Source organism: Planctobacterium marinum (assembly GCF_036322805.1).
In the GTDB taxonomy this organism is placed as follows: domain Bacteria; phylum Pseudomonadota; class Gammaproteobacteria; order Enterobacterales; family Alteromonadaceae; genus Planctobacterium; species Planctobacterium marinum_A.
This window is the reverse complement of record NZ_AP027272.1, coordinates 2,962,511-2,987,125: the sequence shown is the minus strand read 5'-3', so window position 1 is coordinate 2,987,125 and position 24,615 is coordinate 2,962,511. Positions and strand designations below refer to the sequence as shown.

Below are 24,615 nucleotides of genomic sequence, written 5' to 3'. Positions count from 1 at the left end.
AAAGCATCTGAAAGATAAATCAGAATGCTTTTTCACCATTTTGTTCCCGAACATCCCATTGTTCCTTAACCCGCAAGAATTCCAGTTGATGATCAAAAAAGCATTCCACCAGGTTTGGATCAAAGTGTTTACCTCTGCCGAGTTTTAATTCTTCAAAGGCTTTAGCAATTGGCCAGGCTTCCTTGTAGGGGCGCTTCATGGTCAGTGCATCGAACACGTCAGCAATTGCGACAATTCGTGCGCTTTCGGGAATGTCCGTTTCAGATAAACCCGCCGGGTAACCTGTACCATCCCATTTTTCGTGATGACACAAGGCCACTTCGGCGGCCATTTGAAATAAGGGGGTTCGGCTCTTAGACAGAATATCGTAACCAATCTGGGCATGGGTTTTCATTATCTGCCATTCTTCACTATTGAGCTTACCTGGCTTTTTTAATATAGCGTCAGGAATACCGATTTTGCCGGTATCATGCATCGGCGCGGCATACTCCAGTTGCTTGGCTTTACTCACTTTCCAGCCTGCCTTTTGCGCCAGCAAACCAGCATAGGCTGCCATGCGCCAGATATGCAATCCAGTATCGGTATCATTGTAATGACCGGCTTCACCCAACATGTGTATTGCCGCCTTTTGGCTCTCTGCCAGCTCTTTGGTGCGCAGATTTACCTGGATTTGCATGGCCCGCTGTTGATCATATAAAGACAGGTGGGTCTCCACCCGTGCTTGCACTATCGGTCCGGATACGGGCTTGGTGATATAATCTACTGCACCTACATCGAAGCCTTTCTTTTCATCGACGACATCGGTTTTAGCAGTAATAAAAATGACGGGAATTTCGTGAGTGGTGGGTGACGATTTAAGTTTCTGACACGTCTGATAGCCATCCAGTTCGGGCATCATGATATCCAACAGAATAAGATCTGGTTTGACTTTTTGCGCAATTTCAATCGCCTGTGCGCCGTTTGTGGCCATGGAAAGTTGATACTTGCCTTTTAATATCTGCCGCAATAGCTGCAAATTATTAGGTTCATCATCAACGATTAGAATACGCCATTGGGGCTGCTTATCCGTCATTTGAATTGTGCTCCTTTTCCAACGTCTGCAAGAGTTCCTGTGCAATACTTTGCATTGTCTCAAAATCAAATTGTAGCAAGGATTTTTGTAGTTTAGTCAGTGTACTGTCAGGAATGATGGCCTGCAGTGATTCCAATGCCAACTCGGCTTTGTCAGGATCATGTTGCCGGCAAGCGTCTGCTAACTCATGCAGCAATGGGCGACTGTGCTCCAGGTCGACTGCCGACGAAGGTTGCGCTGAGGCCAGTTGCACAGGGCTGGCAGGGAGACCATCTATGGCGCTGACCGTAAGTTTTAAGGTTTTCAGAAACTCACTGACAAATTGATTTAATCCGGAAGTTTGTGCAGCATTGAGTTTTGCTTCCAGTTGCTCACCACTGGCAGCTAGTTTGTTGAGTGACATATTGGCCGCTGCACCTCTGATTCGATGTACCACGGCTGCAGCAGCTGCATAGCTTTGGGCACTGATCATGGCAGTAAAATCCTGTGAAACCGAACGGTTGCTGTCCGCAAATTGATGTAGCGCCTGATAAAGTTCAACTTCATCTTGCCATTGCGCCAGCGCTTCAGGGAAATCGATAAGGGCCAGATTCTTCTTCGATGAAGAGGATTCAGGTATTGCGCTCGTTGCAACGTTACCGTATTTGGCTAGCACCGCAAAAAGTTTCCTGAAGTCGATGGGTTTGGTGACAACATCGTTCATTCCGGCTGCTTGAGCGGCCTCTACTTCTTTTGCCATCGCGTTTGCCGTCATGGCGATTACAGGACTGCTTTGATAATAAGTATTTAATTGTCTGATGGCCTGGGTAGCTTCGTAGCCATTCATTTCCGGCATCTGAATATCCATTAATACCAGATCGTAGTTTTTTTCCTGGCATGCGCTAACCGCTTGTTTACCATCGTGGGCAATATCAATGAGGTGCCCAGCTTTTTCTAAGCGTATCTTGGCCAGAGTGATGTTTTCTTGTACATCATCTACTAACAAAATATGCATTGGGGTTAATTGGCCTGATACTTTTTCGGTATTGCTGTTGTGAGATGCCAGCTGCGTTGAGGGTAGATGGATGGTGAAATAAAATGTACTACCGTGATTCAGTCGGCTTTCAATTTTTAACTCCCCATCCATTAAATGTACTAACTCTGAGGAAATGGTGGTGCCAAGGCCAGTACCACCAAATTGCCGGGTGATGGAGGCATCCACTTGAGTAAAGGGTTCAAGAATTTGACTTATTTTATCCTCAGCGATGCCAATGCCGGTATCGCTAATGGCGAAGTAAAAATCCTGATGACCTTGCTCTTTTACTTCTAATTTGACCGAACCTTGGTGAGTAAATTTGATGGCGTTGCCGATCAGATTCAATAACACCTGGCGCAGACGGTAGGGATCACCAAGGTAGGCTGCTGCCAGCGTTTCAGGTGTTTTTAACTTCAGAGTTAAATGTTTTTCGCGAGCTTTTATTTCCATCAAGTCGCGAATTTCATGCAACAGTTCATTCAGGTCAAAAGGGCGTAATTCGAGCTCCAGTTTACCGCTTTCAATTTTACTGACGTCTAAAATGTCGCTGATAAGCTGCAACAGGAAATTAGCTGAGTTGAATGCGATTTGCAGGTGCTTGCGGGTTTCTTTGCCAAGCGAGTTGTCTTCAATGGCCAATTCCAGAAAGCCAATGATAGAATTCATTGGCGTTCTTATTTCATGGCTCATAGTAGCTAAAAAGTTACTTTTGGCCTGCGTTGCTTGTTCTGCTTCTTCCTTGGCCTGTTCAAGTCGAATCTGCACAGCTTGCATGTCCTGGCGCAGATGCCGTTCAACCCGTATCGCTTTATTTACTCTGTCCAGCAAACCATTGAAACTGGTAACAAGATCACCGATTTCATTGTTTTGCAGTTGCTCTGGCAGCGTTAAGCGAGTCTCTGAACCCGGTTTGATATCGGCAATCTGAGCGACCGTACGCACTATAGGTTGTGAGATGTAATACTTGATCAGCTGAGCAGACAAGAAACAGGCGCTGAACACCACAATGACTAAGCCAATAATCATGGTCCATGCGCTTTCCGCTGCTTCTTTTTGCACCCATTTACCATTGGGCGAAACCAGAAGCTGACCAATTTTTTGTTCATCAAACGGTGAAAGGAGAGACAAAGAGGTGGCTTGAAGCTCGCTGCCCCCTATGGCATTCGTGCCGGAGATGACAAAGCCCGGATTGACATCGTCTTTGAAAGCTTCCAGTTTTACTGAGTACACTACATCATTACTTAGAAGACCGTTCAGGGCATCCTGACCGACGATTTCATCGCCGGCATAAGCGGCAGCTGAGGCTGATGTACTGACAGTATTCATCAGGTTTTCGGTGAGTCGATAGCTCTCTTTCAGCGCCTGGTTTTGGCTCCAGAAATAAACAAGGATACTGAACAGCACTGACAGCAGCAGGGCACAACCGGCCATAATGTAAAAGATAAAATGGTCTAGCTGTTTGAGTTTCATTTAAGCTGATTCCTTGACTATCAGATACTGAGCACAGGGGTTATGCCTCGTTCTTTGAGAACGGCGCTATAGGTTGCAGGCAAATAAGCGATAATACCGGCCTCTCTGCTCAACAACTGGATGATTTGCTCACTGCTCTCTATGGGGACCGGTGGATTCGCTCGGCCTGAATACTTTAATCTGGCCCAATAGGCGTCAATATCTGAGATGTTTTTCCCCGTTAGCGCCTGGTAAAATTCAGCGCGATTTTCAGACTCCAGGGGGTGATCCAGGGCTTTGACCCTGTCGCCATCGGGCAAAAATTTAGCTCTTCCTAAAAACAATCCCATTACCTGTTTTTGTGATAGTTGCGCCACGCTTGACTGGGCACTGACTACCACCAACCACTGCGCGCGTTCGCCTTGCGCAAACATGGCTGAAGGCAGAAGTGCCAGCAGTAATAACAAGCCTCGTAAGATCCTCATCAAAACACCATGTCCAGATTCAAGGAACACCAAGAGCGAGATTCATCGTTTGGATAATTTTGATCTACTCGACCGTGAATACTGCCTGAGCCGGCATCAAATTTGTAATAATCACATTGCATTTTTAACGCTTTGCGTGAGGAAAAATCCCAGCGTACGCCAAGTGCTAAGCTACGCTGATTGGCTCTGACACTCGTGACTTCCTCATTAATGTCTTCTTCTAACTCTTTAAATAAATCAAGGAAGATAAAGTCATCTGGCAGGCCGAGTTCGTCTACTGGCTGATAATCTTTACTGGAGTCATCTCGGGCATAGCCGAACGTTGCATAGGGTAACCAATCGCCAAAACGATGGCTGACGTGCAGATAAGCTCGCAACCCATTATAGTGCACAAAATCTGCGTCAATATTGCTGATCTCAGATTGGATTTTCCAGTTTCCCGATTGCCAGGTGGCTCCTGCAGAGGCATAACGCATTACCGTGCTGGCAATAAAGTCTTCTTTAATGCGAGGTAATTCTGGCCAAAGTGGCGTAAATACTTCAACGAATTCGTCCAGTTCCCGGGCGTCGTCCAACTCCTGTTTAAATTCCAACCAGGCATAATTAGCGCGCACGTGCCAGTTGCCGCTACGCCAGTTGAGAGCCATATTATAAATGGGTTCGGCCCGCGTTACGTCATCACCTGGCTCATCTACATCTTCAGGATCATCTTCATCAAAGGCGTCAGTTTCAAACTCTCCTTCAATAAAACCAACGGAAAAGTCCCAACTCCATTCGTTGTCGAAGTCTCCCCAATGGCGGCTAACGCTAATGCCATCGAAAGACTCATAAGGAATGCTGCCATAGAACTCTGTTGGGGGACGCACAAAATCGTAGGAATAACCCACATTAATATGGTCTGACAGTATGAACAGGTCAAATGGTTGGCGACCCAAGGTAAACTGCCACTCATTACTGGCGCGATACCGGGCAAAAGCGACGTCGATATAATCGTTCCAATTGGTGGCATATTGATGCTTATATACTCCTTGAAATGCGACTTCCCAATGATCGGAAAGCTCCCCGCTGAGCTGCAGACCGAGACGAGAGTCCACTAAAAAGCCGTTGTCAGATAAGCGAATACCTTCCTGGGTAATGTTGCGGCGGAATAAACGATCGTCGTATTTATCTGCTTGGGTATAACCCAAGGTTAAAAAACCCGTGACTTTCCAGTTATTGTCCAGCACATCTGAAAGTGTGGAAGATAGTTTGTCTGTGGTGGACTCATCAGCGGACAAATGACCACTTATAAGCAATAAAACTGCAATGCTGATGATGTGCCGAATTCGACGGGCAATGCTGAATTGCCGTGTGTTTAATGACATGCGTATGCTCTTACTGGTTTTCAAATCACGGGTAAGCTTATTCACTAACTCATAAATACTGTAGGAAAGACATTGAAAAGGCGTTAATGTTCCTTCCTGTATACGTCAATTTTAGTATCTTCTATCAAATTATAAGTCATGTGTATTAAGGAATTGTAAATGTTTTGCAAAATAAACAAGGATTTAAGCGTGTTGCGCGGAACGATAACAGCACTTAGATGCTTAGCTATTCTACTGTGTTTTCATGCTCCGCTGGGGTGGGGCGCCACTTCCGATGTGCCGGATTCAGTGGGCTATGTGCAGGTGTCCGATATTTTGACTCATTACCCCGATTTCCGAAAAAATTACGAAGAATACACTCCCGATGAAAAAGAACTGGCGCTCATGGGAAAAATCGAAAACCGGGAGTTGTTGGTGATGTTTGGTACCTGGTGCCATGACAGCGAACGTGAAATCCCGATATTACTTAAACTGCTAGATGAAAGCGGAGTAAAGCTGGAAGCTTTAACGCTATTGGCGGTAGACAGAAACAAACGGGAACCCACTGGCAAGGCCGAGCAGTGGCGACTCAAGTACACGCCAACCATTGTATTGAAATCCGGCGAAAATGAGCTGGGGCGTATTATAGAAAAGCCCAAGGTGAGTTTAGCGGCAGACCTGGCGAAAATGTTGAACTAGCAATTTTTTCGTGTCATTTTTTCTATTGGCACGAAGCTTGATTAACTCCTGATAACCCGGCGCGTTTTACCGTCGTATGCCAAATTGTTGACGAAATCAGGAGTCAGTTATGTCAACCAGACAACTTATCATCAATATCGAAGCGTTATCCGAAACACTGTCAGAAAAACAACTGGTGCAATTTCTGGATATTATGGATGCCATGACCGTTATGGTGGATGAAGCCAAGAAAATCAGCCATGACCTGATTGCTGATTTCGAACAACCAAGTGACTGTCATTACCTGCACTGAACTCAGAGCAGGTTGCGTACCTCATTCAATGCGGCAACAGCAAAGCCACGATCGTAAAAGTATATAATTTCTCGGTTTTCATTAAGCAAGATAACACGAGCATTGTTGGGGTTTTGATTACCGGTAAACTGCTGTATCTGGTCGCCATCGGCGTAGATGGTGATCACGCCTCCCCATAGTTCTTTGGGGATCCCCCGGCGCATACCGTTGTCTATTTGTGTTTGAAACATTCTGGGAAACATGCCTTGAATAGTGGGAAGTTCAAACGCCGCAACTTGAGTTTGCGTCATATCCAGGCCGATTAACCAGCGGTCTATGTCAAATTGACTGTCTTGCACATAACCCAGCAACAGCAACACCTTTTCCTGAGGTAAATCTTGGGGAATATTCATTGTTTGGTCATCTAAGGATGTACCAACTACATCAGGAAAACGCTGGTTAATGGGGTTTTTATTAGGGTAAGTGGTAGAGCAGGCCGAAACCATAAGAGCTAATAACAACAGCGCAGTGATTTTTAGTTTTATGCTTGTCATGGGCGATAGTTGCAAATAAGGAACGAATGCGAGTTGGTACGCTGTTTATGGCGGTATTGATCACCATAGATTTGCAACGGGTAAAACCGGTGAAGTTTAGCGATTTGGTTCTTTTCGCAAGCGCGAAAATTCCAGTAATGCCTGATTAGCCTCTTTGAACTCTTGTTGCAACGCCATATTACCGGGTTCGTTTAACCACAAGTCCAATGCGGCTCTGGTTTTCGCAATCAGGCAATCCATCGTGTATTGGGCTTCTGCTGCGGTCATATCTCACCTCATTAATTTATTCTGTAGTCGATGGATGCTCGTGAGCCGTGAAGGATTTCCGGCGTTGGTGGGCAAGGCGACTCATTTCCAGGCAAACCTGCTGAAAATCTTCTTCGTTTTTTGGGTTAATGCGCTCCTGCAACCACTTTCTGAGCACCTGATTGCGTTTACTCATCAATGCAATTTCCATTGCGTTTTCCGGTTTATCTTCAGGTGAATTAATTTTTAGCATCGAACTTCCCCAACAACTACAACTATTCGGCTAATAAACATATTGATAAGACCAATAACCGATTTGTGTGATTATGAGCCTTAAAAAACGGCGCCATAGTGAAGGTAGAGCTTTACACTTAAGAGAAGAATTAATGATTATTTTGTGAAAGCTTTAGCTGCCGATGGAGAGGCGATTTCATTCAATATTTATGGGGCATTACCTCAGACTGATAGCATTAGTGGTATTGACAGTTTTTCGAAAATCTGTGGGCTTGATGTGGTTAAGCAGTTTAATTGTTCCTTGTTCTTCAATGAGCTTTTGAAAGTTAGATTCCCGCTGCTCAAACTGCTGTGCATCAGCGTAGGTGGTAATAAGCATGTAGTGATAGGGGGTTTGCTCTGTATAGGTAACATTCAGCAGTTGCCAGGATTGAATATATCCTCTTTTTTGCGCTTTTTTGCGCAGCGCTTGCCAATTTTCCCTGTAGTAATAATCGGCCTCTGTGCTATTACCATTTAGCACCTGCACAAAATCTATGGTGCTCATCGCTGCCATGGCAAAGCTGGCTGTACTGAACGCCCATAGCAGAAAAACAAGTCTAAGAAATCCCATTGCCAAGCCTCAAAAATCAATGACTGTCGGTGTAAGTCAGTGTAGTTGAGGCAAAGCAAAAGACTGGGGAAGAAGTTGTAAAATAATGTGTGAGATTATTTGTTGAGGCTCCCTTTTAGTTCAGGTCTGCCATACAAATAACCTTGCAAATAATCTGGGCCGAACTCTGCCAAGCATCTTGCCTCTTCCAGGGTTTCAATGCCTTCAGCGATGATCTTAATACCGTTTTCCTTGGCCCCGGCAATCAGGTGTTTAACGATTTTTTGTTTTGAGGGCAGGGTATCAATATCGCGGATCAGTTCCATGTCAATCTTCGCAAAATCCGGCATTAGTTCGTTGAGCAAATTCAGGCCCGACCATCCTGCACCCACATCATCTAGAGCCACTCTAAACCCGGCGTTGCGATAAAAGTTAAGCACTCCTTTGAGGTGAGCCATGTTGCGCACTTTATGCGTTTCTGTGACTTCAAATACTACGTCACTGGCTTTTAACCCTGCTTTGGCAATGGCTGCAGCCGTTGAACGCAGGCAATAGGAAGGGTCGTAAATACTGGAAGGGTCGAAATTGACAAACACCTTACTGTTTAAGTTGGCGACAGCGGCGTGCTCAATAGCGGAGCGTCTGGCAGTGAGATCCAGAGAAAACAGCAAATCTGACTTGTCCGCCACGGAGAACACATAGCCGGGTGGGATGATGGTATCGTCGGCGTCTCTTATGCGGAACAAAGCCTCATGGGCGAAAATCCTGGGGTTGTCTTTCAGGGCATCTGCGGCATAAATGATTGGCTGAAACCAGCTTTCGTAGCGATTTTGCTCTACAGAGTCGACGATCCAGATGCTTTTATAACGATTAATAAAAACATCAGCACTGATTAATCTACCAATAGCATCGTAGTCCAGTTGCATTGTGCCCGGGGTCGTGGTGATTTTTGTATTAGATTGTTCAGGGCCGTTAAATTCGCCGAAAACCCCCATCAGCAACATTTCCACTCGACTGTGATCACATATGGCTGTGATGCAATGACTGTCCAGAATCTGGTGATCAAAATCCAGTGATGTGAACAGTTTTTCCAGTTTCGCCTTTGTCTCCAGAGTGGGAACGAAAAAGAAAAAACGCGTATCATCAAAAAAGTATCGCTGTATCGCTTCGCAATCTGCACACCACATAACTTAATCCTCATAAAAATCTTACTACCGATACGTGGCTGTTTTAAGAATGGATTAAACTCGTTTTTACAGCGCGCATCTATGTTTTAAACAACTGTTTAAAGGTGTGATCTTTTTTACTATTCAAGCAATACAAAATACTGATTTTGGTAGTATGTTCTGGAGATGACGGTGTTAAGTATGCAGTCTTTGATAAAGGAGCAGCAAGCACATGCGCGTTTCATCAGGAAGAAAATGAAGTATAAAAAATACCAGCAAGGTGCTGTGTGGACGCTCAATGAATGCAAGCAGGATGCATCAAAGTACAAATCTCGTAATGCCTGGAAGGAAGGCAACTATGCTGCTTATAACAAAGCCGTTTACAACGGCTGGATGGGGCAGTGCTGTGCTCACATGGAGAGCCAGCAAGGGCGAGTCAGAAAAGCTGAACCCACATTTGAGCAAGTTCGGGAAGTGGCGCAAAAAGTATCAAGTTACAAAGAGTTCAGAGAAGATTATGAGAGCTATTATTTATGGGCACTCAAAAATAAAAAATCAGACTATTTCAAAGCGCTGATCAAGAAACGCATCTCACAAGCTTGAAAAAATTTCAATCAGACTGAAAATACACTTGACCCTTACCCGGGGGGAGAGCTGAACATCACCTTAGTTGATGTTCTACCCGTGATCTTTGGAGCTTAGATGATCGAAGATAAAGCCTATACCGTAAGTCAGGTTAGTGAAATGACTGGCGTAAGCGTAAAAGCACTACACTATTACCACGAGAAACAGCTTTTAGTGCCATTTCGCCAGCCATCAAATGGCTACCGTATCTATACTGAATCTCACCTTATCCGGCTTCAGCAAATTCTGATCTATCGAGAACTGGATTTTGGTGTTGATGAGATTAAATCCCTGTTGAATGCAGAAGAGCACAGTGTTCTGCAGTTACTAGCGTCGCAAAAATCTCTGTTGTTAGAACGTCAGCGAACCATAAGCAAAATGATTAATACGCTGGAGGTAACAATGGACGGCATTAAAGGTAAGCAAATTTTCGATATTTTATTTGAAGATATTCCCAAGGAGAAAACTGAACGCTGGGATAACATGGCCCGCGAGCGGATGGGAGATGAGCAAATGGCTCAAAGCATGGGAGCATTTGCGGGTATTGCTGAAACAGACATGCGCAGCCTTAAAGAAGAAAGCGACAGGATCACCATCGCCTTTGCCCAAACAATAGGGCAACCCATTGAATCAGATTTTGTACAGCAGTTAACCAAAGAGCACTATCAACTGGCCAATAAAATGCTGCAACTGGTGCAAAAAGCGCAAGGGGAGACCGAGTTACCCGACCTGGGGTATGAAGATTACAAAGCCATGGCAGATAGCGTCGACGAGCAAGATGTTCACGAACTCTGCGAACATTATGGCGAAGGGTACGCAGAGCACGCAAGGCAAGCCATGATCTACTTTGCTGAAAAGCAGCTAAAAGAGAGTTAAATTTAACTATCAGTCATGGAAGCACACCACCATATGAGATTATGGTGGTGTACACTTTTTTGAGGCTAACTTCTTATCGGCTGATTTGATTAAATCGGCGTTCGACCTGTCTTTCACAAAATCAAGGACAGTATCTAATATGACAATGACAGTCTGATTGTTTAAGAAAGAGGTCAGTCATTTTGTGCTAGCTCACTGACTGCTACACCACTTTGCTGACGCTCAATGGGTGAGTTACAGGGGGCCGATTTGTGCCAAGAGCGCACGGTCAGGCAGTTTTAATTTGTTCGTAAAACGTACTTTTGTTTCTGCCAGTTTCTTTCGACCGGTAGAGGGCTATATCTGCCTGATTTACACACACTTCAAATAAGTTTTGTTCTGCAAGCATTTCTTGTCTGAGTTCAACACCACCTATACTGACTGTTATGAATTTATTATCGGCAATTTTAATTTGCTTTAAGCTGTGGTGAATACGTTCACAAAAACTGAATGCTTTTTTGATATCTACGTTGTACAACACAATAAGGAACTCTTCGCCACCCCATCGTGCTAACACATCAGTTTCTCTCAAAAGGGTTTTAAGCATACGTGAAACGCTTACTAAAATTGCGTCACCACGTTCGTGGCCATAATTATCATTTATATCTTTGAACCAATCTATGTCTAGCATTAAAAAGGTAGTCGGTACAAAACTTCTTTTTGTTTTTGCAATGATCGACTGGACCTCTTCTTGAGCGGCCCTTCTATTCAGTATTGAGGTTAGGGGGTCTATACGCGTTAGTTCGAACAATTCCCTTGTTTGGGCTTCGAGACTTTCCCTTGTGCTAACCAGCTCCTGATAGAGCTTATCTCGTGATTCAGATTTATATATGGACCAGTACAACCTTGAGCCAATTAACTTTACGTTTGCTATAGCAGGTGTTTTTGTCGCCTTTTTTCCAACTAATGTAATCTGAATTTCATTGCACTCACCGCTATTTAGGATCTCAGGTCGAATATAGCTTTCATAAAATATTGCAGTTGCTTTGCTAATAAAATCAAAGAGCGACATTGGAGAAGATAAGACATCGTCTATCAAAAACCCCTTTGCGTATTGATTCATGTAATGAATTTCATTTGTTTCCAGGTCTGTTGTGATAAGCAAACAAGGAAAAAAATCAAAATTTTCTGTCAGCAAGTCACGAACCTTTCAAAGCGTTCATATACTTTATCAGGGTCGGTCATATGGAGGCAGTGACCATGTGCTTTTATGATCTCAAGCTTACTATTTTTAATATGCGTATTCATATATTTGCCGATATCGACAGAAGCTAAATTATCCTCACTACTCTGTAGAATTAATGTGGGGTGAGATATTTGGGAGAGGTAAGTTCGGTCGTCCGAAAAAAAAGTAGTCTTAGCAAAGGTCTTGGAGTATTTGGGGTCTGTTGAACAAAAACTCGCACCAAGCTCATCGATGAGCCCCTTGTCAGAGTTTTGTCCCATGACTAGCGGTGCCAGATAATTAGCCCACCCGATATAGTTTTTGTCCATTAGATTAATCAGTTCTTCTAAGTCTTCACGATCAAACCCCCCTAAGTAGTCTGGAGGAAAATTTAGAAAACAAGGCGATGGACATACCATAATTAGTCTGGAAAATGTCTCAGGCGAAATTAGCGCAGCATGCATTCCTATAATACTGCTTACGGAGTGCCCAAAAAATATAACATCTTGCAAATTCAAACATTCACATACATCAAGCACATCTTGAGCATATCCTTTTAGGCTCGAATACTTGTTTTCGTCAAACGCACTGTAATCAGATTTTCCAGACCCTACATAATCAAAAAGAATGAGTTGATACTCACTGCCAAACTTAGGCGTGAGGAAACGCCACATTTGTTGGTCGCATCCAAAGCCATGTGCAAACAAGAGAGTCTTTTCACCAGTCCCCATCACACTGACATTGTTTCTTACTTTTACATCAACCACTTATTTGACTTAATCCTTTATCTTTAATTGCATATCAAAAATATAGCAGGAAATTTAAATGCAAAAATTTATTCTTCGAATTTTGTAGTAACAATATTGCGAGGGTTATCTCAACTAAAAACGAAATGGTTAAGAGACCGTCACCAATACGAACAAGCTATTTGACTACTATATACCAATGGCCGCTTTGGTGTACAAGTTGCCGTTGAGCAAGAATTTTTTTAATGCCCTTTGGGTATTCAGTTAGATCATATCCCGTCGTTAGTTCGAAGTTCGGGTATTTCTGGCCCTTTCGCGAGATAAGCTGAAAGAGCAGATCGAACCTGAAGATTGGCAACAAGGATGTTTGTAGGTTCGAGTTTACTCGGACACAGATGGTTGAATCTCAAAGCGTTGTCGAGCTAGTCTATTTTTGCTCCCTGCAAAATAGACATTTACGCCATCCATGGCGCTCAAGCACGACGTACAAGGCTTATGTTGTCTCGCGTAGGGCCACAGGGTGTTGAAGGGGAGCTCCTCGCCGAAGAAAAATGATTAGAGTGTAGTTATGTAATAACCCCACTTTTATACAAATAGGATTCATTCAATATGTGATATACGATGTGAGCCGACAATGAGCTTTTAATCTCATATGTCCGCTCAGGTTGGACTCAATTGTCTAATTAAGTCAGTTCGTATACGAGCCACTAAAGATTATTACAACATCGCTGCGCAGCGTGTACCCTGGTCAATAGCGCGTTTGGCATCTAATTCTGAAGCCACATCAGCACCACCGATCAATTGCCAGGGCTTATTGAGTCCTTCAGTCAAAGCTCTTAATGGCTCCTGACCCGCGCAGATGATGATATTTTCCACGTCTAGTACTTGCGACTCGCCGGCGATTGAAATATGCAAGCCAGCATCATCAATTTTGTGGTACTGACAATCGGCAAGCATGTTAACGCCTTTTTTCATCAATCCCGCTTTATGCACCCAACCACTGGTTTTACCCAGGTTTGCTCCTACCTTGCTGCTTTTGCGCTGTAGCAGAAATACCTCTCTTGGCGATTCTGAAAGTCGTGGTCTGACACCTTCGATGCCGCCTCGCGCCTGCATCGTCATGTCGACTCCCCATTCCTGCATAAAGCCTGAGATATTCTGACTGGTGGGCTCCCCAGAATGGGTCAGGTATTCGCTGATATCAAAACCTATACCACCGGCTCCAATGACTGCCACGCGACGTCCCACTGGTTTTTTGTTTTTCAGCACGTCGATGTAACTCAATACTTTTTCATGCTCAATTCCAGGGATATCCGGCGTGCGAGGTTTGATACCTGTGGCTAGTAATACTTCATCAAAATCACTGTTGTTAAGTAAATCGGCATCAACGGAGGTATTGAGCTTTAATTCAACGCCGTTTTTTTCCAGCTGTACGGAAAAGTAGCGCAGGGTTTCATAAAACTCTTCTTTACCCGGGATTTGCTTAGCCAAATTAAACTGGCCACCAATTTCGCTGGCAGTATCAAACAGGGTTACTTTGTGGCCTCGTTTGGCTGCAGTTGTGGCTGCGGCCAGTCCCGCTGGACCAGCACCCACCACTGCGATTCTTTTCGGTGTTTCGGTGGGTGAGAGATCGATTTCGGTTTCATGGCAAGCAAGGGGGTTGACCAGGCAACTGGCGATTTTGCCTTCAAATACGTGATCAAGACAAGCCTGGTTACAGCCAATACAAGTGTTGATCTCTTCCGGCTTACCTTGTTCTGCTTTGATGACAAAATCCGGGTCTGCCAGAAACGGTCTGGCCATTGATACCATATCAGCATCGCCACGAGCCAGTACTTGTTCCGCCACTTCCGGGGTATTGATTCGGTTAGAGGTGATCACCGGAATAGTTAAATGCTCTCGATATTTAGCCGTGACCCAGGTAAACGCTGCGCGAGGTACTTTAGTGACAATGGTGGGAATACGGGCTTCGTGCCATCCGATACCCGTATTGATGATAGTAGCACCGGCTTTTTCGATCTCTTTACCTAACATAACGACTTCATCGAAGGTGGAGCCTCCTTCCACTAAATCCAGCATCGACAGGCGATAGATTATAATGAATTGTTCACCCACCGCGGCTCTGACTTTGCGCACCACTTCTAGCGGTAACTTGATTCGGTTTTGGTATTCGCCCCCCAGTGATCATCGCGCTGGTTAGTGCGTGCAGCAATAAACTGATTGAGAAAGTAACCTTCTGAACCCATGATTTCTACGCCGTCATAACCTGCTTTTTGTGCCTGTGTCGCAGCAAAAATGAAATCATCGATTTGTTTTTCTATGCCTTGTTCGTCCAGTGCTCTCGGCGTGTATTTATTGATGGGAGCGCGTATTGCCGAGGGTGCCACAAGATGCTCGTTAAAGGCATAGCGACCGGTGTGCAGTATTTGCATGCAGATCTTTCCCCCCTCGGCGTGCACAGCATCGGTAATGTGCTTGTGTTGTGCCACGGCCTTATCGTTATCTAACAATTTGCAGATAGGGTGTGTCGAACCTTCAGCGTTGGGACCTATGCCACCAGTAACAATCAACCCAACTCCACCTTTGGCCCGAGCGGCAAAATATTGAGCCATGCGCACATGACCACCCGGCACCTCTTCCAAACCGGTGTGCATTGACCCCATAAGCACGCGGTTCTTAAGCTGGGTGAAACCCAAATCTAACGGTTGAAACAAATGTGGATAATGAGCGTTCTGTGAGGCTTGCATAATTCTCTCCGGTTATTCATCGGTCTCTAATTTCGGGTGAGCTAGCTTTAACTAGACACTGTCAAGATGGGTGTAGTTTAGCTTTGATGTTGACGGTGTCAAGATTTGTTTTTTGTGCTATCTGTGGTTTAATGCCAGCCATGAATACAAAAACGATTGAACGCAGTCCCGATCTTAAAAAGCAATACCACCATGGCGATTTGCGCAATAAGTTGGTTCAGGCTGCCACTGAAATGCTGGTGGAGTCTGGCATCGAGGGATTGAGCTTACGCAAATTGGCAGACAGAGTAGGGGTATCCAGGACTGCTCCTTATCATCATTTTAAGGATAAAAATGCGCTGCTTTGTGCCATTGCGCAGTCTGGATTTTTGCGCTGGCAATCTGTACTAGAGGGCATTTTGCAAAAGCCCGTTCTAAGCGAAGCTGAAAAGTACCGAGCCATGGTGAAAGCGTATTTGCAGTATGCTACAGAAAGTCCCGAAATCTATGAGTTGATGTTTGGTCGCACCATCTGGAAGTCAGAAAGCGCTACGCCGGACCTTAAATCAGTGGCGTATCCCTGTTTTCAGAATCACGTGGAGTTGGTACGTCGTTGGCAGGCCGAGGGGGTTTTAGCGGCCACTGAGGATAGCCTGCGGCTTGCTCAAGTCAGCTGGGCTACTATGCATGGTTTGGCAAGGTTACTCATTGATGGCGTTTATGCCGATGTGGCTCATCTGGATGACATGTGCGATTGTTTAATCAATAGTTTTATCAAATCAAACTCTTAGAAAACTGTCTCAATACTGGTTTTACCGCAGGCATCGTCGTCGATAGCTTGTTGCCGTTCTTCCTCGGTAAGAACACCCACAAAAGGGGTTTGGCGTCGCAATTTGTTCATTCTGGGGGTATCGGCAAGTACGCCTTCGCGAAAGGTTTGATGGTCGTCAATGTTGTCCATCAAGCATATCCAGGTGAGATAAGCACCGTGGCGAAGACGGCCTTGTTTGTATCTGTCTTCGATAGTGTCCACGACATGGCCGCGCAGTTCAGGAACGGCGATAAGCTTTTCTACCATGGCTTTGTGAATGGCCAGGATCTGCCGGTCTACGAACTTTTCTTTCAGCCCTGACTTTCTCAAGGCGTAGGGTTTTTTAGCTTTATGCGGTTTTCTTAAATGGCCAAACACAATGATTAAAACAAAATAAAATAACACTGTTTAAATATACAGTTGTTTCTGGGCTTGTCCAGTAATATAACAACCGGTATGAGCTACTCACTCATGCCTATATCTTTTACAAAGCCAGTAGTCTCAATTTCTTTTATTCCCTGGTCATTGAAATAAAGATCAATTGAGCCTTGTTTACCTTTGAAAAAATAACTGATGTTATTAATAGTCAGAACATAGTCACCCACTGAACGTTTTGGCGACAGTACTTTTTTCTCCAGGACAATGGAGTTTTCATCCAAAAACCATTCAAACTCGGTAAAGTAGGCAGGGGCGAACTCCTGAACATACACCAGGTTATCCTTGTTCAGACCTAGCCAGATAGAATACTTTTCAGGTAGCTGAGATACGTCCATTTCTTGCTTGCCCGCGGTAAAAGCATATCCGAATTGAGATTGTGTAAAAGAAAAACCAAAGTTTAACGGGGTTTCGGTGCCGGTAGGAAAACGAATTACGCCACTTCCTGGCAGGTTGAATTCAGCCTGACTAGCCAGACTTGTTACCGTGAGTAGTGTCGCTAGTACCATTTTTTTGAACATATTTTTCCTCATCATCGAGCGCATGACCTGGTGTCATGGTAATGATCTCAAGTTAAGCATAGTTTTTTACGGTATGTTAGTTAAAAACAGTGAAGCTTTGTGAACTGGCACAGCTTATCTGTCTGAAGTTTCCCGTTATTCACTGTCTTTAAGCAATGGCATCAGCATATTCTCAAGGCCATTGAGTTTGATCTCGTACATTAAGGCGAGCTGTTTTCCTAACTTTCCCTCGGGCAATCCCTTGTCATTGAACCATACAAGATAGGGTTCCGGTAATTTGAGTAACGGGTAACCTGCGTATTTACCAAAAGGCATTTTCGTATTGATGGTTTCCAGTAATTCCTGTTGATTTAGCTGTTCAAGCATTGTTACTCCGTTTTATCCGCCGTTTGGTCTTTTTGCTGAGCCTGCCAGAGAGCGTAATAAACCCCCTTTTCGGCTAGTAACTGTTGATGATTGCCACTTTCTTTTAACTCACCTCTTTCGATAACCAGGATTTGATCGGCGTCGATAATGGTAGATAGTCGATGAGCGATAACAATGCTGGTATGACCCTCTGCAATTTCGTTAAACGCTTGCAAAATCGCCCGTTCTGATTGGCTATCCAGCGATGAGGTGGCTTCGTCAAAAAGTAATATGGGAGGACGTTTTAAAATGGTGCGAGCGATAGCGACGCGTTGTTTTTCACCGCCGGATAATTTCAAGCCACGTTCACCCACTTTAGTATCCCAACCGTCAGGTAAATTTTCGATAAATTGGGTAAGGTGGGCCATTTCCAGCGCTTCTCGTACTTCTTCGTCAGTGGCATCCGTGCGGCCGTAGCGCACGTTTTCTAAAATACTGTCGTTAAACAATACGGTGTCTTGCGGCACAATACCAATGTGTGTACGCAAGGAGTCTTGAGTTACCGCTGCGATATTTTGTCCGTCAATGCTGATAGTGCCAGAGGTGACATCGTAAAATCTAAACAGCAGTTTGATAAGAGTAGATTTACCAGAGCCGCTTGGGCCAACAATGGCGACCTTTTCACCGGGTTGAATAGTAAAGCTGACATCTTTAAGAATCGGCCTGTCGCTGTGATAATGGAAATTCACCGCGTCAAACAGGATTTTTCCCGATGATACTGAGAGTGAAGTCGCGTTTGTTTGGTCTTCCACTTGTGGTTGCTTTTTGAGTAATCCGAACATGTTTTCGATATTTGCCAGCGAGCCTCGTATTTCCCGGTAAACAAAACCTAAAAAGTTGAGAGGCATAAATATTTGCATGGTCATGGCGTTGATAAGCACAAAGTCACCGATGGTCATATTGCCCTGAGCCACGTTCCAGGCCGCCATTGCCATCATTGCTGTCATGGCGCTGGAAATGATCAAGGCCTGGCCACCATTTAAGGCAAACAGAGATAGCCGGTTTTTGCGTCTGGCACTTTCCCACTCAGCTAAGTCTTTGTCATAGCGATTGGCCTCGTATGTCTCGTTATTAAAATATTTAACGGTTTCGTAGTTGAGCAGGCTATCTATGGCTCTGGTGTTGGTGGAAGAATCAGCTTGATTCATCTCTTTCACAAAGCGGGTGCGCCAGTCGGTGGCCTTCATAGAAAAAAGCACATAAGTGATCACCGAGCCCAAGATGATGGCGGCAAATTCAAAACCATATTGTACAAATAAGACACCGACCACAGCTAAGATTTCAAACAGGGTGGGGATGATGTTAAACACCATAAAGCGCATTAAAAAGCCGATGCCAGAAGTGCCGCGCTCGATATCTCTGGACAGGCCACCGGTTTGGCGATTGATGTGAAAATCGAGATCAAGGGCATGCAGATGCTGAAATACTTTTAACCCAACGCGGCGCATGGCGCGCTCTGTAACCCGACCAAACAGGGTATCCCGGATTTCGCCAAACAACACGGTTGAAAGGCGTAAAACACCGTATGCCACCACCAGTGCCATGGTCGCCGCCAGAATCTGAGTCGTAGTATCGTCAGTATTTAAGCCATCAACTGTGTGTTTGAGTACAAACGGCAAGCCAATATTAGCCAGCTTTGCAGCAATCAGGCACAGCAGAGCCAAAAACACCCGACTTTTGAACTCGGTTAAATAAGGCCAGAGTTGCAGTAGCACACGCCAATTTATTTCAGTATTTTCGTCAACAGGAAAGCGGTTGCGACGCATTCAGAGATCCGTAGGTAAGTAAATTGCAAGCGACTAAGTTTAAGTGGGGCAGGAAGGGCAGTTCAAGAGAAACTTGTCACAAGCGATTCTTTTTGTGCACGATTTATTATGTGTCGGATAGTGAGTCGCTTTTACGACATATCGGAAAGATAAGATTTAACTTTGAGATAGCGCTCTTTTTGCTCATTAGATAGTTCACCGTTTTCAATGGTGTAGATGCACTTTTTCATCATGGCCTTGTCGCTTTTTGCCAGATTACTGGATTGAGCCTTCATGCTGAGAGTTTGCAGCAGATTTAGTGCAATAGAGGTGTTCTTGGGCATCAAACTAAAGGCTTTACCAAACACATCCATTGCATTCGCCGTATCGCCGCGCTGATAAAATCCCACCGCTTTGTTATTGAGTTCTTTGGGGGTTAACAGAATATCTTCTTTTTGTTGTTTTTCTTTCATCAAATACTGGGCATGTACTGATTTAGCCCCGTCTTGTTGTGCCGCCTTATTGGCAATATGGGTAATGATTTCCGCGCTCTCTTTGTGCATACCGACAGCGTGTAGAGCTTTGGCTCTGTCTAACAAGTCGTACTCTGAATGAGATTGCCAGTTTTCATCATGGATTTGTTGCAACAGCTCTTTTGCACCACTCTCATCATTTTGTAACTGCAAAATTCTGGCATTACACACATCTATTTGTGTCTGTACCTCTCCGCCTTGGGCTATTTCAGCAAAGTGAGTGAGATAATCATTCGCTTCCTGAGTGAGGTTGATGGTTTCCTCCTCTTCGGTGGTCATGGCATAGTCGATACCGGCTCTGGCCACGTTGAGATAAATCTCAGGTTTATCATGCATTGAATTTTTAGCGTACTTGATAATTTTTTTGCTGGTTTCAAACAGGGTTTTATGGTCATTGGTTAAACGAGAAAGATCCGCTGTTTGCTGATGCCGATGTAAATTTCTGGGAGAAACTTCTGAAGCCACTACTGAGCTTTCCAACGCCATATCAAAGTCTTGCTGATGGATTTGTAATTCAGTGAGCATATCGTAAGCCAGCAACTGACTGTCGGGCTTTAACGCCAGACGCAGGATGAGCTTTTCAGCTTCATCCACGTCATTGGCTTTGAGTAAAGCTTTCACCAATCCCATTTGCGCCCATGAATAGGGCTGCACATCGACAATCGCCTGATGAAAATCGATGGCAGTTTGGGCATCATCCATCGCTAATAATATTTCTCCTTTGGTCTTCAGGGCAGTGGGGAAATAATCGGCATGTGCGGTATCGGCAAGAAACTCATTCACGGATTCCAGCGCGCTGTTGTATTTTTTATTTTGCATGTAGCGATAAATCGTACGTAGCGCTCTTTTGCGGGATAAGGCGCGAGTCAGCCTTTTATCCAGATCCTTTATGGTAAAAGGCTTAGCGATAAAATCATCGGGCTGCAGTTCCAGGATGCTGTGGATCAGCTCTTTGCTGGTATCGGCGCTGACAAAAACAAACGTGGTGAGCAGCGACAACATGTTTCGGCGTTTGAGGTCGTCATACAGAAAATAGCCGTCTTTTTCTTTGCGAAACTCGTAGGCACAAACAATCAGATCGTAGATACGGGTATTAATCAAATCCATCGCAGTTTGCACCCGGTCTGCAATGGTGATGTCGTGAAAACCCAGTTTTTCCAGTGGATACTTAATGTAGCCAATAGCCAGTTCTTGATCGTCTATGACCAGAACTTTTGATTTCGCAGCTAAGGCTTTATCTACCATGTTTTATAGAGTTCCCGGACAAAGGTACAACTTTTTATCGACCATTTGATTTTTATCATGAATTTACAGAAATACAAATACGGACGTTCATAGTATGCGTGTTTATCAACACTTATTGGCCAGTAAACAAATATTAGAAAAATGTCAGTGAACGACCATTAAAGCCCAAGATTAACAAGCTGTAAAAACTGACTTATATGTACTTTGATATATCAGAGTTTTTCCGCGTGCTGATAGAGCCGATCCAGGATGTCACTAAATTGCTGACGCTCTGTATCGGATAAACAAGCCAGAATTTGTTTTTCGTGCTGATATGACAAGGGCACAATTTCTTCGTACACGGCTGCGCCCGTTTCTGATAACACGATTTCGGAGCGGCGTTTATCATCTTCGGCAATACTGCGCTCAATCAGGTTGCGCTTTAATAACTTTGCAATAGCGCGGCTTAAGATGGATTTTTCAATTTGCGTTTTTGCTGATATTTCGTCTGCAGAAATACCCGGGTATTCTCCCAAAACCGCCATAATTCGCCATTCTGTGATAGATAGCGCGAACTTGTCTTTGTAGGTTTGAGCCACCAGACTACTTATCTTGTTCGACAGAATAGACAGTCGATAGGGCAGGTAGCGTTCCAGTTTTAAAATGGATGACTCTGGCAATTTTGCCATACAGTTGTGCTCGCAGTGATATCCGAATAAATTCAGTCTACCTTGACATTAGTTGTAGTTACAACTAAATTGGTTGCAATTACAACTAAGTTGGCGTTTGTTGGTCTACACTACAGATGACTTAACTTCCAGAAATCAACGTGGAGAAGTGAAATGGCGGATTTATTTGAGAATCCAATGGGTTTAGACGGGTTTGAATTTGTTGAGTTTACTGCACCAGAGCGTGGCATTTTAGAGCCGGTATTCGAATCAATGGGATTCAGCAAGGTGGCTGTTCACAAGTCTAAGCAAGTAGAACTGTGGCGCCAGGGCGACATCAACTTTATCACCAACTACGAGCCAAAGAGCCACGCATTTTATTATGCTGAAGAGCATGGTCCTTCTGCCTGTGGTATGGCGTTCCGCGTAAAGAATGCGCAAAAAGCCTACAATCAAGCACTAGAAAAAGGTGCCCAGCCAGTTGAAGTGCACACAGGTCCAATGGAGCTGCGTTTACCTGCGATTAAAGGTATCGGTGGTGCAACTTTATATCTTATCGACCGCTATGAAGAAGGTTCAACCATTTACGACATCGATTTTGAGTGGCTCGAAGGCGTTGACCGTCACCCAGAAGGTTGTGGTTTCCATACACTGGATCACCTAACTCACAACGTATATCGCGGCCGTATGCAGTACTGGGCAGAGTATTATGAAAATCTGTTTAACTTCCGCGAAATTCGCTACTTTGATATCAAGGGTGAATACACTGGCTTAACGTCAAAAGCTATGACTGCGCCTGATGGTAAGATCCGCATCCCACTTAATGAAGAAGCTGGCGGTGGCGGTCAGATTGAAGAGTATCTGATGAAGTACAACGGCGAAGGTATTCAACACATTGCTTTTGCCTGTGACGACTTGTACGCTTGTTGGGATCGCCTGAAAAAGCAAGGCACCAAGTTTATGACTGCGCCTCCTGCGACTTATTACGAAATGCTGGAAGAGCGTTTGCCTGGTCATGGCGAGAACGTACCTGAGTTGCAATCTCGCGGTATTTTGCTGGACGGTACCACAGAAGGTGGTCAGCCGCGTTTGTTGCTGCAGATTTTCTCCGAAACCGTGTTAGGGCCGGTATTCTTTGAATTTATTCAGCGTAAACAAGACGAAGGTTTTGGTGAAGGTAACTTTAAAGCGCTGTTCGAATCCATAGAGCGCGACCAGGTTAACCGCGGTGTGCTTAAAACCGACAAAAAAACTGAGGCAGCAGAATAATGTTGAAACGTATCCATCACGTCGCTTATCGCTGTAAAGATGCGAAAGAGACAGTAGAGTTTTATCAAAAACATCTGGATATGGACTTTCAGTTGGCAATTGCTGAAGACAATGTGCCTTCAACCGGTGCACCAGACCCATATATGCACGTATTTTTAGATGCGGGCATGGGCAACGTACTGGCGTTTTTCGAGATCCCTAATTCACCTGAGATGGGGCGCGACGAAAATACACCAGCTTGGGTACAGCATATTGCTTTTGAAGTTGAAGATATGGATGCCTTGTTGGCGGCGAAAGCTCGCCTTGAAGCTGCAGGCATCGACGTATTGGGACCGACCGATCACACGTTGTTCCAGTCTATCTATTTCTTCGATCCAAATGGTCACCGCATTGAGCTGGCGTGTAATACCACAGAGCCAGGTATGCTTGAAGAGCTCAAGCGCGTTGCACCAGCTATGATTGACGAATGGTCTAAAACCAAAAAAGCCCCCAAGCATGCTGAATGGCTGCATAATGGGGAAGGTTTTAAAGCACAACAGGGAGATAATGCCTGATGAAATTAGCAAGTTTAAAGCATGGCCGCGATGGCCAATTGGTGGTGGTAAACTCAGCCTTAACTAAAATGACGAGTGCTGCTGAAATCGCACCCACCATGCAGGCTGCGTTGGACGATTGGGCCAATGTAGAGCCGCAATTACAGTCGCTGTATTTACAACTAGAAAATGGTGAGATTGCCGGTGAAGCTTTCGACCAGGCAAAATGCCACTCGCCTTTACCGCGCGCTTATCAGTGGGCGGATGGCAGTGCTTATGTTAACCACGTTGAACTGGTGCGCAAGGCGCGTAATGCCGTTATGCCTGACAGTTTCTGGACCGATCCTTTGATGTACCAAGGTGGCTCAGATTCTTTTCTTGCGCCAACTGACAATATTGTCATGCCGCAAGCTGATGGCTTTGGTATCGACTTCGAGGCGGAAGTTGCGGTTATCACTGATGATGTGCCTATGGGCGTTTCAGCTGAAGATGCCTTGAAACACATCAAACTGATCATGATCGTTAACGACGTTTCACTGCGCGGTTTGATCCCGGGTGAGCTAGCCAAAGGCTTTGGTTTTTTCCAGTCTAAACCTTCCAGCGCCTTTGCGCCGGTGTGTGTTACACCTGATCAGTTAGGTGACGCCTGGCAAGACGGTAAAGTACACTTGCCACTAGTGTCTCACTACAACGGCGATATGTTCGGAAAACCGGAAGCCGGTATCGATATGACCTTCCACTTTGGTCAGCTGGTTGCCCACGCAGCAAAAACCCGTCCGCTATGCGCTGGTACCGTTATCGGTTCAGGTACAGTATCCAACAAGCTGGATGGTGGCCCTGGCAAGCCAGTGAGTGAAGGTGGTGTTGGTTATAGCTGTATCGCTGAAATTCGCATGATCGAAACCATTCAGGATGGTAAACCAACAACCGCATTTATGCAGTTTGGCGATACCATTCAGATTGAAATGTTCGACAAAACAGGTCAATCAATCTTTGGTCAAATCAAGCAAAAGGTTGAGCAGATTTAACTAACCCGTTTATTGATTAAAAAGCCATTGTGGGCAACCCCAATGGCTTTTTTTATGGCAAAAGAGGTACTTGCTAAAAAACTTCATTGAAATTTCATCTTTTCTGGTGTGACTTTACTGGTAGTAAATCTGTCAGCG

Annotated in this window: 25 protein-coding genes and 1 pseudogene; 8 read left to right on the top strand and 18 right to left on the bottom strand. The window is 44.7% G+C overall.

What is annotated here, in order from left to right; all coding sequences use genetic code 11:
* Nucleotides 1–19 precede the first annotated feature (19 nt).
* From AABA75_RS13365 to AABA75_RS13350, 4 genes are read right to left on the bottom strand one after another with little or no spacing between them, the layout of a single operon-like run.
* A complete protein-coding gene (locus AABA75_RS13365; RefSeq protein WP_338293108.1) occupies nt 20–1,072 on the bottom strand; it encodes a response regulator in 1,053 nt (350 codons plus the stop codon).
* A complete protein-coding gene (locus tag AABA75_RS13360) occupies nt 1,062–3,557 on the bottom strand; it encodes an ATP-binding protein (RefSeq protein ID WP_338293107.1) in 2,496 nt (831 codons plus the stop codon). The genes AABA75_RS13365 and AABA75_RS13360 overlap by 11 nt, the downstream gene beginning before the upstream one ends.
* Before the next feature lie 20 nt (nt 3,558–3,577).
* Entirely contained in the window at nt 3,578–4,021 is a 444-nt protein-coding gene (locus tag AABA75_RS13355; RefSeq protein ID WP_338293106.1) for a hypothetical protein, read from the bottom strand.
* Nucleotides 4,021–5,385: a hypothetical protein gene (locus AABA75_RS13350; RefSeq protein ID WP_338293105.1), complete on the bottom strand. Its 1,365-nt coding sequence runs from the start codon at nt 5,383–5,385 to the stop codon at nt 4,021–4,023. The genes AABA75_RS13355 and AABA75_RS13350 overlap by 1 nt, the downstream gene beginning before the upstream one ends.
* A 159-nt stretch (nt 5,386–5,544) precedes the next feature.
* Here AABA75_RS13350 and AABA75_RS13345 point away from each other — a divergent pair, with 159 nt between their 5' ends.
* Complete coding sequence (locus tag AABA75_RS13345) at nt 5,545–6,063, top strand: thioredoxin (protein WP_338293104.1); 519 nt, start codon at nt 5,545–5,547, stop codon at nt 6,061–6,063.
* A 109-nt stretch (nt 6,064–6,172) separates the two neighbouring features.
* Nucleotides 6,173–6,355 (top strand): hypothetical protein, encoded by a 183-nt coding sequence (locus tag AABA75_RS13340; RefSeq protein WP_338293103.1) that lies wholly within the window; start codon nt 6,173–6,175, stop codon nt 6,353–6,355.
* Nucleotides 6,356–6,357: 2 nt separating this feature from the next.
* Here AABA75_RS13340 and AABA75_RS13335 read toward each other — a convergent pair whose 3' ends face one another.
* From AABA75_RS13335 to AABA75_RS13315, 5 genes are all read right to left on the bottom strand, one after another.
* Nucleotides 6,358–6,888, bottom strand: a complete 531-nt coding sequence (locus AABA75_RS13335) for a hypothetical protein (RefSeq protein WP_338293102.1) — start codon at nt 6,886–6,888, stop codon at nt 6,358–6,360.
* 96 nt (nt 6,889–6,984) lie between these two features.
* A complete protein-coding gene (locus tag AABA75_RS13330; protein WP_338293101.1) occupies nt 6,985–7,155 on the bottom strand; it encodes a hypothetical protein in 171 nt (56 codons plus the stop codon).
* 16 nt (nt 7,156–7,171) lie between these two features.
* Entirely contained in the window at nt 7,172–7,387 is a 216-nt protein-coding gene (locus tag AABA75_RS13325; protein WP_338293100.1) for a hypothetical protein, read from the bottom strand.
* Between the two features lie 198 nt (nt 7,388–7,585).
* Nucleotides 7,586–7,981: a hypothetical protein gene (locus tag AABA75_RS13320; protein ID WP_338293099.1), complete on the bottom strand. Its 396-nt coding sequence runs from the start codon at nt 7,979–7,981 to the stop codon at nt 7,586–7,588.
* Nucleotides 7,982–8,076: 95 nt separating this feature from the next.
* Nucleotides 8,077–9,147 (bottom strand): EAL domain-containing protein, encoded by a 1,071-nt coding sequence (locus AABA75_RS13315; RefSeq protein WP_338293098.1) that lies wholly within the window; start codon nt 9,145–9,147, stop codon nt 8,077–8,079.
* Nucleotides 9,148–9,381: 234 nt separating this feature from the next.
* On the opposite strand from AABA75_RS13315, the gene AABA75_RS13310 reads away from it, so the two are divergent.
* Nucleotides 9,382–9,729: a hypothetical protein gene (locus AABA75_RS13310; protein WP_338293097.1), complete on the top strand. Its 348-nt coding sequence runs from the start codon at nt 9,382–9,384 to the stop codon at nt 9,727–9,729.
* Nucleotides 9,730–9,828: 99 nt separating this feature from the next.
* A complete protein-coding gene (locus AABA75_RS13305) occupies nt 9,829–10,626 on the top strand; it encodes a MerR family transcriptional regulator (RefSeq protein ID WP_338293096.1) in 798 nt (265 codons plus the stop codon).
* Between the two features lie 268 nt (nt 10,627–10,894).
* On the opposite strand, the gene AABA75_RS13300 is transcribed toward AABA75_RS13305, so the two are convergent.
* The 3 genes and pseudogenes from AABA75_RS13300 to AABA75_RS13290 all read right to left on the bottom strand — a co-directional run bounded on the left by AABA75_RS13300 (nt 10,895) and on the right by AABA75_RS13290 (nt 15,326).
* Nucleotides 10,895–11,803, bottom strand: coding sequence for a GGDEF domain-containing protein (locus AABA75_RS13300; RefSeq protein WP_338293095.1), 909 nt, complete (start codon nt 11,801–11,803; stop codon nt 10,895–10,897).
* Nucleotides 11,797–12,561: an alpha/beta fold hydrolase gene (locus AABA75_RS13295; RefSeq protein WP_425325603.1), complete on the bottom strand. Its 765-nt coding sequence runs from the start codon at nt 12,559–12,561 to the stop codon at nt 11,797–11,799. Before AABA75_RS13295 ends, AABA75_RS13300 begins: the two co-directional genes overlap by 7 nt.
* A gap of 732 nt (nt 12,562–13,293) precedes the next feature.
* Nucleotides 13,294–15,326 (bottom strand): annotated as a pseudogene (locus tag AABA75_RS13290) (FAD-dependent oxidoreductase).
* Between the two features lie 140 nt (nt 15,327–15,466).
* On the opposite strand from AABA75_RS13290, the gene AABA75_RS13285 reads away from it, so the two are divergent.
* Nucleotides 15,467–16,096 carry a TetR/AcrR family transcriptional regulator gene (locus AABA75_RS13285; protein WP_338293093.1) on the top strand — a complete coding sequence of 210 codons (630 nt, stop codon included), beginning with the start codon at nt 15,467–15,469 and terminating at the stop codon, nt 16,094–16,096.
* Here AABA75_RS13285 and AABA75_RS13280 read toward each other — a convergent pair.
* The 6 genes from AABA75_RS13280 to AABA75_RS13255 all read right to left on the bottom strand — a co-directional run bounded on the left by AABA75_RS13280 (nt 16,093) and on the right by AABA75_RS13255 (nt 21,668).
* On the bottom strand, nt 16,093–16,446 hold the full coding sequence (locus AABA75_RS13280) for a hypothetical protein (protein ID WP_338293092.1): 354 nt from the start codon (nt 16,444–16,446) through the stop codon (nt 16,093–16,095). The two genes, AABA75_RS13285 and AABA75_RS13280, sit on opposite strands and share 4 nt — an antisense overlap.
* Nucleotides 16,447–16,577: 131 nt before the next feature.
* Nucleotides 16,578–17,072 carry a hypothetical protein gene (locus tag AABA75_RS13275; RefSeq protein ID WP_338293091.1) on the bottom strand — a complete coding sequence of 165 codons (495 nt, stop codon included), beginning with the start codon at nt 17,070–17,072 and terminating at the stop codon, nt 16,578–16,580.
* A 135-nt stretch (nt 17,073–17,207) separates the two neighbouring features.
* Nucleotides 17,208–17,438: a DUF3820 family protein gene (locus tag AABA75_RS13270; protein ID WP_338293090.1), complete on the bottom strand. Its 231-nt coding sequence runs from the start codon at nt 17,436–17,438 to the stop codon at nt 17,208–17,210.
* A 2-nt stretch (nt 17,439–17,440) separates the two neighbouring features.
* On the bottom strand, nt 17,441–19,243 hold the full coding sequence (locus AABA75_RS13265) for an ABCB family ABC transporter ATP-binding protein/permease (RefSeq protein WP_338293089.1): 1,803 nt from the start codon (nt 19,241–19,243) through the stop codon (nt 17,441–17,443).
* Nucleotides 19,244–19,374: 131 nt separating this feature from the next.
* Nucleotides 19,375–21,000: a response regulator gene (locus AABA75_RS13260; RefSeq protein WP_338293088.1), complete on the bottom strand. Its 1,626-nt coding sequence runs from the start codon at nt 20,998–21,000 to the stop codon at nt 19,375–19,377.
* A 212-nt stretch (nt 21,001–21,212) separates the two neighbouring features.
* The gene (locus AABA75_RS13255; protein WP_338293087.1) at nt 21,213–21,668 is read right to left on the bottom strand and encodes a MarR family winged helix-turn-helix transcriptional regulator; all 456 of its coding nucleotides are present in this window, start codon (nt 21,666–21,668) and stop codon (nt 21,213–21,215) included.
* A 153-nt stretch (nt 21,669–21,821) separates the two neighbouring features.
* On the opposite strand from AABA75_RS13255, the gene hppD reads away from it, so the two are divergent.
* Genes hppD through AABA75_RS13240 form a run of 3 tightly spaced genes read left to right on the top strand, consistent with a single transcriptional unit; the run spans nt 21,822 to nt 24,477 of the window.
* Nucleotides 21,822–22,916 carry a 4-hydroxyphenylpyruvate dioxygenase gene (gene hppD / locus AABA75_RS13250; protein WP_338293086.1) on the top strand — a complete coding sequence of 365 codons (1,095 nt, stop codon included), beginning with the start codon at nt 21,822–21,824 and terminating at the stop codon, nt 22,914–22,916.
* A complete protein-coding gene (locus AABA75_RS13245) occupies nt 22,916–23,470 on the top strand; it encodes a VOC family protein (RefSeq protein WP_338293085.1) in 555 nt (184 codons plus the stop codon). Before hppD ends, AABA75_RS13245 begins: the two co-directional genes overlap by 1 nt.
* The gene (locus AABA75_RS13240; RefSeq protein ID WP_338293084.1) at nt 23,470–24,477 is read left to right on the top strand and encodes a fumarylacetoacetate hydrolase family protein; all 1,008 of its coding nucleotides are present in this window, start codon (nt 23,470–23,472) and stop codon (nt 24,475–24,477) included. Before AABA75_RS13245 ends, AABA75_RS13240 begins: the two co-directional genes overlap by 1 nt.
* The last annotated feature ends 138 nt before the right edge of the window (nt 24,478–24,615 follow it).